At 70.2% G+C, this 12,157-nt stretch carries 10 protein-coding genes and 1 tRNA gene; 6 read left to right on the top strand and 5 right to left on the bottom strand.

All coding sequences use genetic code 11. From position 1 onward, the window contains the following. The first annotated feature begins 164 nt into the window (after positions 1–164). Positions 165–240: transfer RNA gene (locus BH719_RS05060), tRNA-Thr, on the top strand. Between the two features lie 69 nt (positions 241–309). On the opposite strand, the gene BH719_RS05055 is transcribed toward BH719_RS05060, so the two are convergent. Continuing rightward, positions 310–1,011, bottom strand: coding sequence for a uracil-DNA glycosylase (locus BH719_RS05055; RefSeq protein ID WP_009743686.1), 702 nt, complete (start codon positions 1,009–1,011; stop codon positions 310–312). A gap of 185 nt (positions 1,012–1,196) precedes the next feature. Between BH719_RS05055 and BH719_RS05050 the strand changes: the two genes are divergently transcribed. The 3 genes from BH719_RS05050 (at position 1,197) to groL (ending at position 5,620) form a co-directional block, all read left to right on the top strand. After that, complete coding sequence (locus BH719_RS05050) at positions 1,197–1,736, top strand: LytR C-terminal domain-containing protein (RefSeq protein ID WP_009743685.1); 540 nt, start codon at positions 1,197–1,199, stop codon at positions 1,734–1,736. Positions 1,737–1,878: 142 nt separating this feature from the next. After that, positions 1,879–3,789, top strand: a complete 1,911-nt coding sequence (locus BH719_RS05045) for a variant leucine-rich repeat-containing protein (protein WP_245683258.1) — start codon at positions 1,879–1,881, stop codon at positions 3,787–3,789. Positions 3,790–3,994: 205 nt separating this feature from the next. Then, positions 3,995–5,620, top strand: coding sequence for a chaperonin GroEL (gene groL / locus BH719_RS05040; protein WP_009743682.1), 1,626 nt, complete (start codon positions 3,995–3,997; stop codon positions 5,618–5,620). Between the two features lie 380 nt (positions 5,621–6,000). Here groL and BH719_RS05035 read toward each other — a convergent pair whose 3' ends face one another. From BH719_RS05035 to BH719_RS05020, 4 genes are all read right to left on the bottom strand, one after another. Further along, positions 6,001–6,291: a WXG100 family type VII secretion target gene (locus tag BH719_RS05035; protein WP_009743681.1), complete on the bottom strand. Its 291-nt coding sequence runs from the start codon at positions 6,289–6,291 to the stop codon at positions 6,001–6,003. A gap of 360 nt (positions 6,292–6,651) precedes the next feature. After that, positions 6,652–7,608, bottom strand: a complete 957-nt coding sequence (locus BH719_RS05030) for an HD domain-containing protein (protein ID WP_009743680.1) — start codon at positions 7,606–7,608, stop codon at positions 6,652–6,654. Between the two features lie 35 nt (positions 7,609–7,643). After that, entirely contained in the window at positions 7,644–9,176 is a 1,533-nt protein-coding gene (locus BH719_RS05025) for a sensor histidine kinase (RefSeq protein WP_009743679.1), read from the bottom strand. Next, positions 9,173–9,898: a response regulator transcription factor gene (locus BH719_RS05020; protein WP_009743678.1), complete on the bottom strand. Its 726-nt coding sequence runs from the start codon at positions 9,896–9,898 to the stop codon at positions 9,173–9,175. The genes BH719_RS05025 and BH719_RS05020 overlap by 4 nt, the downstream gene beginning before the upstream one ends. A gap of 80 nt (positions 9,899–9,978) precedes the next feature. Between BH719_RS05020 and BH719_RS05015 the strand changes: the two genes are divergently transcribed. After that, positions 9,979–10,464 (top strand): PH domain-containing protein, encoded by a 486-nt coding sequence (locus BH719_RS05015; protein WP_034255267.1) that lies wholly within the window; start codon positions 9,979–9,981, stop codon positions 10,462–10,464. Further along, positions 10,461–12,125, top strand: a complete 1,665-nt coding sequence (locus tag BH719_RS05010) for a PH domain-containing protein (RefSeq protein ID WP_009743676.1) — start codon at positions 10,461–10,463, stop codon at positions 12,123–12,125. The genes BH719_RS05015 and BH719_RS05010 overlap by 4 nt, the downstream gene beginning before the upstream one ends. Positions 12,126–12,157: the final 32 nt, after the last annotated feature.

The following is a 12,157-nucleotide window of genomic DNA, read 5'->3' as shown; positions in this document are numbered from 1 at the left end:
CCGTGGCACACTAGTGCGTGTCGCGCGGACGCGCCCGCCCGTCCGCGCCTGACCAGTGCGACGGTCCTCGCACTGGCCCCGCCCCGTTGCGGGCGGCAGTGGTGGGGCGGATCCGGGGAGCCCGGACGCGCCCGCCCCGCGCAGCGCCGCCCAGTGCGGTCGCCGCCGGCTTAGCTCAGTTGGTAGAGCAGCTGTCTTGTAAACAGCAGGTCATCGGTTCGAGTCCGATAGCCGGCTCCACATGCGGAGCCCCTGGGTCCCAGGGCGCGTTCGGCAGGGGCTCCCCCGCGCCGTCGAGCGCGGGGCACGTCACGGAAGGCGCCAGTCCACCGGGGACGCCCCCTGCGCCTCCAACAGCGAGTTGGCGGTGGAGAACGGCTTCGACCCGAAGAAGCCCCGCCTCGCCGACAGCGGGGAGGGGTGCGGTGACTTCACGCACGGCGTCCGCCCAAGGCGGGCCTCGAGCGCCTGGGCGTCACGGCCCCACAGGATCGCGACCAGCGGGGCGGGCGACCCCGCCCCGTCGTGGCGGGAGACGAGCGCGTCAATGGCGCAGGCGGTGACCTCCTCCCAGCCCATTCCCCGGTGCGAGCCCGGTGACCCCGGGCGGACGGTCAGGACGCGGTTGAGCAGGCACACGCCCTGTTCGCTCCACGGCGACAGGTCGCCCGAGGAAGGGCGGGGCACCCCGAGGTCGTCGCACAGCTCCGTGAAAATATTGACAAGGGAGCGGGGCAGCGGTGTGCCGGGGGCCACTGAGAAGCTCAACCCCATCGCGTGCCCCGGGGTCGGGTACGGATCCTGGCCCACGATCAGGACCTTCACCTGGTCGAAGGGGTACGTGAAGGCTCGCAGCACGTCCGTTCCCGCAGGAAGGTAACCGGTTCCCGAGGCCGCGGCGCGCGCCAGCTCCTCTCCGATCCGGTGCACGCGGTCCTCGACGGGCGCCAGGGCGCGCGCCCAGCCCGGGTCGATCAGTTCTGACAGTGGTCGGGGGTTGTAAGCGTCCATGCGATCAGGGTAGCGCGCCAGTGCGGTGTGACACGTCGTTCGTCTTCACGCTGGGAAAGCGCCTCAAACGGGGTGTGGGAAGCGCCTCGCCCTGCGCAAACGTGCCGCTGCGGCAGATTTTTCGTTAGGCTGGCATCGTGAGCTCACAGTATCCTCGGGATGAATTCGATCGTGCGGGCGAGGACATGCCAATCGGCATGCACCGCCCGCAGCCGTCCAGGTGGAAGAACGTGTGGCCGTTCCTGGTCATCCTCATCGTTGTTCCGGCCCTGGGCTGGGCCGCTGCGACTTTTCTGGCGAACCGCCAGAACGGGCAGCCGGTCGGGACCGTGACGACGGGGTCGCCCACCACGCCCGCTCAGCAGAGCGGCACCGCCGCCCCCTCGTCCGCACCGACTCCGTCCCAGGAGCCCACGCCGTCCCCGTCCCCGACCACTACGACGGAGGCGCCGCCGACGCCCGACCACAACGCGGCGATCCAGGTCCTCAACGGGACCGGCACCCAGGGCCTGGCGGCCAGCAACACCCAGAAGCTCAACGCCGCGGGGTACGCGGGCACCTCGGCCGCCAACGCGACCGGCTGGGACACCCAGGTCTCCACCGTGTACTACGAGGATCCCAGGATGGAGGCCACGGCCAAGGACGTCGCGGCGACGCTCGGCATCGACAACGTCCAGAGGATGGACGGCATCGGGAGCCCCGACGTGGTCGTCGTCCTGCGCTGAGCCCGGTGAGGCCCTTTCCCGGATCTGCGCGGTGGGACGGCGCTGTTTGTCAATCGGTCGGACTTGACGGATACTAGTGCGCATTCCATAACACATTCGGGGGCCGCGTCCGGCGGCCTCGCGCACTACGGAGGTCAAGGCTTTGGATCCCTCGATGTACACGGCCGCGATGGCGGCCGATCCCACTATCACCCCCGAGACGATGCAGGACATCGCCATCAAGAGGCCGGATCTGCGTGGCGTGCTCGCCACGAATCCGTCACTCTACCCCGACTTGAGGAACTGGCTGGCCCAGGCGATGGCGCAGGCCGCCGGGCAGCAGGGGCCGGGCGGTCAGTACGCCCCGGCCACGCAGTTCTCCTCGAACGGCCCCGCCGGGAACGGGACGGCGCAGGCCGGGCCGGCCCCCCAGGAGCCGGGAGCGGCCCAGGGCTGGAGCGGAGGCCAGGGAGGCTACGCGCCGGACGGCTCGGCCCAGGCGGGCGGTCAGGGCGGGTACGCGCCGGGCGGTTTCGCCCAGGGGGCCGGTCAGGCGGGGTACCCGCAGGGTGGTTTCGCCCAGGGGGCCGGTCAGGGCGGGTACGCGCCGGGTGGTTTCGCCCAGGCGGGCGGTCAGGCGGGGTACCCGCAGGGCGCAGGCGCTCAGGGGGCTTACGGGGCCGGTGGCCCGGGCATGGTGGGCGCGCCCTACCCCGCGCCGAAGAACCGGTCCAAGGCCATCCTGTGGATCGCGATCGCGGCCGTGGTCGCGGTCGTCGCCGCAGGCGCCGGGATCTTCGCCTTCGCCAGGATGAGCGGCGGCCCGAAGGACTACGACCTCGCCACTGGCTGGAACAATGGGGGGCAGCAGGCGTGGACGCTCAACCTCTCGGGTTTGTTCTCGACCGGTTCATCGGTGGCGACCGCGTTCCAGCCCGTGGTGGCGGTGAAGGGCAACCGCATGGTGCTCCTGGGGGTCGAGAACGGGACGTTCACCGCCAAGGGCTTCGACGTCTCCGGGGACCAGCCCGAGCAGAAGTGGGCGCAGCCCGTGCAGGGCGGTGAAAAGGCCCTCTCGTCGTATGAGGATCCCACGGTGCGGTGGATCGGGAAGGACCACGTGCTCGTGGAGATGGGGAGGGCGTCGGTGCCCGTCCTGATCGCAGCGAAGGACGGCGAGCAAACACCTTTGACGTGGTACGACGCCAGTGATGAGAACAGTGCCGTCGTGGACGCGCCGCAGGGGCCCGGGGAAGTGGTCTCGGTGCAGTGCTCCGTGTCCGAGGGGGACAAGTGGAAGAGCTCTACCGAGACCCACCCCACCTGCACCCTCTACTCGAAGACGGGCGAGCAGACCACCGCCAAGATCGCGGAGGGGGCCACGTCGAAGTTCTGGATCCTCTCGCTGCGCGATAAGGCCCTGTACCCGCTCCAGACGGATGTGGAGCCCAGTCGCACCGCGGGCTGGCTCGCCTCCGTCATCGTCGGCGACAAGGACCCCCTCGAAGGGAAGGGGTTCGCGAAGGACACATCGACTTTCGACTACTACGACGTCCAGGGCCAGCTGAAGGGCACTGTGGACGTGGGCACCGGCATGCCGATGCCCTGCGGGAACGGGACGCGCTCCTCGAACAACTTCTCCAAGCTGTTCTACGACGCCCTGGAGGGGAAGCTCACGGACACGGTGCTCGTTCTCGAGTACAGCGACTCCCTGCGCTTCACCGGCATGCACATCGGTGCCGACACCACGAACAGGTTCGGCGAGGACATGCAGAAACTGGCGAACCTGGGTTCGCGCGCCAACGCGTCCCAAACGGGTTGCGTCGCCTCCGGTGACGGCAAGGCGCTGGCCATAGTGGCGCTCGGCGTCGAGGTCGAGGCGGGGATCTTGGAACCGGTCCTCGCGGGCGACGGGATCACGGCGATCATCGACCCGGCGGCGCACACTCTCAAACCGGTGTCCGAGATCCCCGGGGTGTCGGCCCCTCCGGCGAGCTACGCCCTGCTGGCGCGCTCCGACCTGATCGTCACGGTCGACGACTCGACGGTCACCGCTTTCAAACCCGCCAAGTGAGTGCCCGCGGTTTCGCCCTGAGCGCAGCCGGGGCGGCGCCGCGCCCCTCCCCTTGCACTCACAGGGGGAGAGTGCCAGAATCATTCCTGGCACTCCCGATGGGAGAGTGACAGAACCACCGGTCCGGTGAGGTCGGCGGCCCACGCCGCCGACCGTCCGTCGCGGGCACCGGCCCCGATCCGCGAAGCGGAAGGAAACACACCCAATGACCAAGATCATCAAGTTCGATGAGGACGCACGTCGCGGCATGGAGAACGGCCTCAACCTGCTGGCCGACACCGTGAAGGTGACGCTGGGCCCCAAGGGCCGCAACGTCGTGCTCGACAAGAAGTGGGGCGCTCCGACGATCACCAAGGACGGCGTGTCCGTCGCCAAGGAGATCGACCTGGAGGACCCCTTCGAGCGCATCGGTGCCGAACTGGTCAAGGAGGTCGCGAAGAAGACCGACGATGTCGCTGGTGACGGCACGACCACCGCGACGGTCCTCGCCCAGGCGCTCGTCCACGAGGGCCTGCGCAACGTCGCCGCCGGCTCGAACCCGATCGCCCTCAAGCGGGGCATCGACCAGGCCGTCGACGCGATCGTCAAGCAACTGCACGCCGACGCCAAGCCCGTCGAGACCTCCGAGCAGATCGCCGCCACCGCGTCGATCTCCGCCAACGACACTGAGATCGGCCGTCTCATCGCCGAGGCCTTCGAGAAGGTCGGCTCCGAGGGCGTCGTCACCGTCGAGGAGACCAACTCCTTCGACACCACCCTGGAGACCACCGAGGGCATGCGCTTCGACAAGGGCTACCTGTCGGCGTACTTCGTCACCGACCAGGAGCGCCAGGAGGCCGTCCTGGAGGACGCCTACGTGCTGCTCATGGACTCCAAGATCTCCAACGTCAAGGACATCGTCCCGGTCCTGGAGAAGGTCATGCAGACCGGCAAGCCCCTGGCGATCATCGCCGAGGACATCGAGGGCGAGGCGCTGGCCACCCTGGTCGTCAACAAGATCCGCGGGACCTTCAAGTCCGTGGCCGTCAAGGCCCCCGGCTTCGGCGACCGCCGCAAGGCGATGCTGCAGGACATGGCGATCCTGACAGGCGGCCAGGTCATCTCCGAGACCGTCGGCCTGTCCCTGGAGAACGCCGACCTGGAGCTGCTGGGCCGCGCCCGCAAGATCGTCGTCTCCAAGGACGAGACCACCATCGTCGAGGGCACTGGCGACAAGGACATGCTCGACGCCCGCGTGCGCCAGATCCGCCAGGAGATCGAGAACACCGACTCCGACTACGACCGCGAGAAGCTGCAGGAGCGCCTCGCCAAGCTGGCTGGCGGCGTCGCCGTCATCAAGTCCGGCGCCGCCACCGAGGTCGAGCTCAAGGAGCGCAAGCACCGCATCGAGGACGCCGTGCGCAACGCCCGCGCGGCCTCCGAGGAGGGCCTGGTCGCCGGCGGCGGCGTCGCCCTGATCCAGGCCGCCGAGAAGGCGCTGGCCTCCCTGGAGCTGGTGGGCGACGAGGCGACCGGTGTGAACATCGTCCGCCTGGCCGTTGTCTCGCCCCTCAAGCAGATCGCCGAGAACGCGGGCCTGGAGGGCGGTGTCGTCGCCGACCGCGTCGCTGGTATGCCTGACGGCCACGGCCTCAACGCCGCGACCGGCGAGTACGGCGACCTCATGGCCGAGGGCATCTCCGACCCGGTGAAGGTCACGCGCTCCGCGCTGCAGAACGCGGCCTCCATCGCCGGCATGTTCCTGACCACCGAGGCCGTTGTGGCTGACAAGCCCGAGCCCCCGGCTCCCGCCGGCGGCGCCGACGACGGCGGCATGGGCGGCATGTACTGATCGTCCGCCCTTCAACGGATGGGGGCCAGCCCGCAAGTGGGCCGGCCCCCATCCGTTTCCTCATCCGGGACCGCTTCCCCGCGCTCGGAACAGGGCTACGGGCCCCTTTCTGAGCGCGGGGAAGCGGTATTGGGGAGGACGGCCAGTCGTGTGTGTGCGGGGCTTTGGTGAGCGCGGGGAAGCGGTATTGGGGAGGAGGCCGCCGTTCGTCGCAGAAGGTGGCGCCGCATTGGGGTAGGAAACCACCCATTGGGCTGGCTGGGAAACCGCCCATTGGGGTAGGAAGCCGCCCATTGGGGTAGGCGAATTGCCTACCCCAATGCCCCGTTGCCTGCCCCAATGCGGATCCGTATCCGCCCGGGGCGGTGCAGCGGCCGCGTTCAGCCCGCGAAAAGGGCCGTGGAGCGGGCCTCGGCATCGGAATAGAGGGCGGCTGCGGTCTGGAGCTGTGAGGAGATGGCGTCCAGCGCCGCCTCGACCTGCGCCTGGGCGCCCTGCCATTGGGCGACCGCCCCTTGGAAGGTGGCTTGCGCGCCGCCCGACCAGGACTCGCCGAGGGCGACCAGCTGCGCCATCATCGCCTGGACCTCGGATCGGATCTGCCCCGCGGTCGCCGTGATCTGGGTGGCTGAGGCCGCGACTTGGGCGGAATCGACCATGTAGGTGCTCATTGTTCTTCCTATCGTTCGGCACCCCGGTTGGGTGCGCTAACGAAAGGTTATGATCCGCACGAAACCGACATGAAAAAGAGCTTGTAGCAATGTGGACGGGCGCGAGCGGTTGCGCGTGCCTGTGGATCTGCGGTGATGTGGACCGGCGCAGTCGCTGATGCTCGGCTTCGCGCCGGTGGGCGTGTGGATGGGCGCAGGCGCTGATGTTCGGCTTCGCGCCGGTGGGCGTGTGGATGGGCGCAGGCGCTGACACTTGGCTACGTGCCGACGGGGGTGTGGATGGGCGCAGGCGCTGATCCGCGCTCGTGGACGGACTGCGCGCCGGGCCTCGGCCGCTGCCCGTCAGCCCGCCCTGGTCCGTCAGTCCGCCGGGGTCGCGGGCAGGTCGAGGCTCTCCACGGCGCTCTCCAGGGAGGAGGTCGCCTCGGGCTCGTCGGCGTCCGGGGCGGGCTCGGGCGCTTTGACCGGCAGGATCCCGGTTCCGGTGGCCTCCTCGGGAGGAGGGGGGCACGGGTTCTTCTTCAGTGTGCGTCGTTTGATGACCAGAGTGCCGGTCGTCGTCACGCGGTCGGCGCCGTAGGGCTCGTCGTCCGCGTCGTCCGCGTCCGCCTCGTCGTCGGGGCCGGGGCACAGTTTCGCCTTCGCGTCCTCCAGCCGCGCCAGCTCGACCTCCAGGTTCGCCCGCGCCGCGTTCTCCCAGGTGTTGCCGAGGGGGGACTGGTAGATGCGGTCGTAGCCGAGCAGGCGCTTGACCAGGGCGCAGCGCGCCTTGAGGAACTGCACGTCATCGAGGTCGTGGAGCTCGAGGCGGAGCTTCTCCCGGAACTTCTTGTAGTCCTGCGGGCTGCACGCGAGCACCGCCAGATCCGCGTCGACGAGGACCTGCGCGTCGAAGTCGGCGCGGGGGGCGCGGTGGCGCGTGAGGAACGCGATGAGCTCGTCGATGCGCGCCACCACCTCCTCGGAGACGCCCAGTTCCGTGAGCCGGTTGTGGGCGTGGTCGATGCACCGGGCCGAGGCGAACTGCGCCTCGAAGCCCCCGAGTCTGACCTCGAGGGCCCTGTTCAGGAAAGCGCCGTGGTACCAGGCGGCGATCCGCAGTAGATCGGGGTCGTGGGCGGATAGGGAGATCTCGTCAATGTGCGTGAGGACCTTGATGAGCCGGTGCAGGTCGTGCAGAGCGCGGCCCTCGGCGGACCAGCGCTCAGCCAGGTCGCGCGCCTCCGCCGCGAGCTCGTCCGTGGGCGCGGTCGCGCCGATCTGCTGCATGGCCTCAACGAAGGACCCCAGCAGCCATTGAGGTGCGTGGGCACCCATGGACAGCCTCCTTGTCAGGGGATACCCGAGCCATGCTAGACCGTTGCGGCGCTGTCAGCATCTCCGGTGACCATTGCCTCGTTCTGGGGGCGCGGCAGCGGCAGCTCGATGCGGACGGTCAGCCCGCCGCCCTTCGTCTTCGTGAGGGCGGCGTTGCCGTGGTGGGCGCCCAGGATGCCCGAGACGATCGCCAGTCCCAGGCCGGACCCCCCCGACCTGCGGTTGCGGGAGGAGTCGGAGCGGTAGAAGCGCTCGAAGACCCTCGACCGGTCGCGGTCCGCGATTCCCGGTCCGTGGTCGCGGAACTCCACGACGGCGTAGTCGGCCGCCGTGCCGAGGGCGATCTCGACGGGCGAGCCGGCGGGCGTGTAGCGGACGATATTGCCGATGAGGTTGGTGAACACCTGCGCGATGCGGTCGCGGTCGGCGGAGACCACCAGTGACATCGGTGCCCGGCGGCCCTCCAGCGAGGACAGTCCGACGGTGCGCGTCGAGTCGAGGGCCTGCAGGTCGAACACGGCGTTGTCCGCCATCTTCACCAAGTCGATGTCCGTGAACTCCAGGGGGCGCCCCTCGTCGAGGCGCGCGAGGGTGAGCAAGTCCTCGACGAGGACCGCCATGCGGGTCGATTCGGAGGAGATGCGCCCCATGACCTCCTCGACGCGCTCGGCGGGCACCCCGCCCATCGAGTAGAGCTCGCAGTAGCCGCTGATCGCGGCCAGCGGTGTGCGCAGCTCGTGCGAGGCGTCGGAGACGAAGCGCCGTATCTTCTTCTCCGAGGCCTGGCGCGCCTCGAAGGACTGCTCGACCTGGGTGAGCATGGAGTTCAGCGACAGGGCCAGGGAGCCGACCTCGGTCGAGGGCGGGCCCGGGCGCACTCGCTGGGTGAGGTCCCCGGCGGCGATCTTGCCCGCGGTGGACTCGATGGAGCGCAGGGGGGACAGGGAGCGCCGGACCAGCCAGTGGCCGACCCACCCTCCCGCGAAGACGATCACGACCGCAGCGATGGAGAAGTAGGCGGCGGTCGTGCGCAGCGTGTGCTGGACGTCCGTGAGGGGGAGGGCGATGGTGAGGACGCCCGTGGACGGGGTGGCCCCTTTCACTTCGATCGTGGTGGCCACGACCCTCCACGGGTGCCCCTCCTTGCTCGAGGCGACCGTGACCGCCTGCGTGTACTCCCCGGTGCCCGCGCGCGCTTCCCCGGGTCCGAGCAGTTCGGGCAGGATCGGCGTGCCGGAGGCCGCGGTGGTCTCCGGGTAGAACGTGACTTGGTCCGGATCGATGCTGGGGTGGTGGAGCCGCAGGTAGTAGGCGGTGGGGACCGTGGAGGCCATGCCGTTGCTGGCGGCGGCCCCCGTCTGGTTGAAGAGGCGGAGGGCCGCGTCGGAGGTCAGCTGCGCGTCCACCTGGGAGATCAGGTGGCGCTGGAGGAGGCCGATCATCACGGTCCCGCTCATCGTCAGGCCCACCGCGAGCAGCCCGGTGATGAGGACGACGAGCTGCGCGGACAGCGGCCTGTTCGTCCACGCCCGCTCGATCCGGTCGGCCAGGCCGATCCTCTCGCTCAATCCTCGGCCCTCAGGATGTAGCCGACGCCCCGCTTGGTGTGGATGAGCTCCCCGGAGGCCCCCTCAACGGCGAGTTTGCGACGCAGGTAGGAGATGTAGGACTCGACGATGGCGACCTCGCCGTCCCAGTCGTACTCCCACACGTGGTCGAGGATCTGCATCTTGGACACGACGCGGCCGGCGTTGATGACCAGGTACCGCAGCAGCTTGAACTCGGTGGGGGACAGGTCGATGTCGACCCCGGCCCGCTTCACCTCGTGCGCGTCCTCGTCGATGACCAGGTCGCCGACGCGCAGTTTGCCGTCCTCGTCGTCGCCCCCCATCGTGCGGCGCAGGATCGCGCGGATGCGGGCGACCACCTCCTCGAGGCCGAAGGGCTTGGTGACGTAGTCGTCGCCGCCGACCGTCAGGCCCTGGATCTTGTCGCGCATGTCGTCGCGCGCGGTGAGGAACAGGACCGGCGTGGTCAGCCCGGCGTCCCGGAGCCGTCGCGTCACAGTGAAGCCGTCCATGTCGGGCAGCATGACGTCGAGGACGATGAGGTCGGGGCGCACGGCCTGCGCCTCGTGGAACGCGGAGGAGCCGTCCTCGGCGGTGGAGACGTCGAAACCGGCGAAGCGGAGGGACGAGGCGAGCAGGTCGCGGATATTGGGCTCGTCATCGACGACGAGGAGCTTTGCTTCGGGGGCGGGTGCGGTCATGGGAGTATTCTTCACGAACATCCTGAATATTTCCTGTGAGGTAGGTGGATGGTAGCGCCGTGGTGGATAATTCAGGGAGAGCACAACGCGAAAGGACTCCAATGGCCGATCTGATGGCCCCCGACTCCATTTCCTTCACCCCCGTGTCCAGCGCGCTGGCGAAGGTCCGGCTCGCCACCTGCGCAGTGGTCCTGGCCGCCCTCGCCGCCGGCATCGCGGTCGCGGCGCTCGCCTCGGACGAGGCGGGGCTGTGGCGGTGGGAGGCGGCCCCCGTGTGCCTCCTGGTGTGGCTGTGCTGGCTGGTTCCCCGGCAGGTCCGCGCCATCGGCTTCGCAGAGGGGCCCGACGAGTTCATCATCCGGCGGGGCGTCATGTTCCGCTCGATGACGATGGTCCCCTACGGGCGCATCCAGTACGTCGATATCGCGCAGGGCCCGGTGGCCCGCTTCTTCGGGATCGCGCAGATCAAGCTCTCCACGGCCTCGGCCACCACCGACGCCACCTTGGACGGCGTGCCGGCCGCCGATGCCGCGCGCCTGCGCGACGCCCTCGCCAAGCGCGGCAGCGCGGAGTTGATGGGCCTGTGAGCGCCGAGTCCCGTTCGATCACGGCCGACGGGGTCGCCGCCGACGCCTGGCACCGCGTCCACCCGGTGTCCCCCATCATCAACGCCTGGCAGGTGATCGCCGCGCTCGTGGCCATCATCACGTACCGGGGCGTGAGCGCCTACAGCAGCGGCGCGCCCTCGGGCTGGGAGATCCTGAACGGAATCGCGGAGGGGTTCCACCTGCGGGGCGTTCTCATGGCCGCGTTCGCCGTCGTCATCGCCGTCCTGGTGGTCAGCGGCCTCTACTCGTGGCTCCAGTGGCGGGCGACCGCCTACGCCGTCGACGGCGGCGCCGTCTGGTTCCGGTCCGGGATCGTCTTCCGCACCAACCGGCACGCCCGCCTCGACCGCATCCAGTCCGTCGACATCCACCTGCCGCTGCTCGGGCGGATCCTGGGGCTGGGGAGGCTGAGCATCGAGGTCGCCGGGGGCGCGGGCTCGAGCTTCACCATCGGCTTCCTGCGCGCCACCGAACTCGACGAGCTGCGCGCCCACATCCTGGCGCTCGCGGCGGGGCTGGAGGTCGGTTCGGCAGGGGAGGGCGCCCAACCGGGTGCCCCGGCGCGCCCGGCCGCCGAATCCCCCGGGCGCGTGTCCGGCGCCCTGGAGGCCGAGGCCGCCCGCGGCGCCGCCAGGCGCGGCGCCTTCACCTCCTCAGCCCCCATCGCCCCGGAGAACGTCCTCTACGAGGTCGGGGCCGGTCCGCTGATCGGCTCGCTCCTGCTGACGGTCCCGATGATGGTCCTGCTCGTCGTCCTCGTGGCGGTGGTAGCGGCGTCCGCGTGGGCGATCGCCGCGCGGGGGGCGGTGGCCGCGCCGTCGCTGTTCGCGGTGGTGCCGCTGGTGGTGGCCTCGGGGTCGGTGCTGTGGGGGCGCTTCAACGCCGAGTTCGCCTTCACGGCGGCCGCCAGCCCGGACGGGATCCGCATCCGCAGGGGCCTGACCGACTCGCGGAACCAGACGATCCCGCCCGGGCGCATCCACGCCATCGAGATCCGCCAGCCCCTGCTGTGGCGCCTCACGGGCTGGTACCGCGTCACGATGACCCAGGCGGGCAACTCCGTCAAGATGGGCAAGGAGAACAACGGCGGGAACAACGAGCTGGTGAGCGCCCGGGTGCTGCTGCCGGTGGGGAGCCGCGCCCAGGCGGAACTGGCCGTCTGGATGGTCGTCCAGGACCTGGGGGTCCCCGACCCGGCGGCATTCGTCGATTCCGTCTTCGCCCCGACCCACGCCGGGGCGGACGCCCACTTCACGCGAGTGCCCCACCGCGCCCGCCTCGTCGACCCCTTGGTGCGCCGGCGCCGCGCCTACGCGCTCACGGGCTCGCTCTTCGTGATCCGCGACGGGTGGCTCACGCGCCGCTGCGCGTTGATCCCGTTGGCGCGCATCCAATCCACGCACATCCTCCAGGGGCCCGTCGAGCGCCGCCTCGACGTGGCGACCGTGCGCGCGGACCTGGTCCCCGGGGTCGTGTCCCACACCGCCAGGCACGTGGACCGGCGCGGCGCCCAGCTGCTGTGGAAGCGCCTCGAGGACGCATCCCGGGTGCGCCGCGAGGCCGAGCCGCCGGAGAAGTGGATGCGCCGCGCCCTGGCCGCGCGCGACCACGCGGCAGCGCCCCAGGGGGAGGGGGCGTGAGCGCCCGGGCCGGCCGGCTGGGCGTCGGCGTC

The organism is Pauljensenia hongkongensis (assembly GCF_001746855.1).
GTDB lineage: Bacteria > Actinomycetota > Actinomycetes > Actinomycetales > Actinomycetaceae > Pauljensenia > Pauljensenia hongkongensis.
The sequence above is the reverse complement of the archived record's forward strand: the minus strand, read 5'-3'. Positions and strand labels throughout refer to the sequence as shown.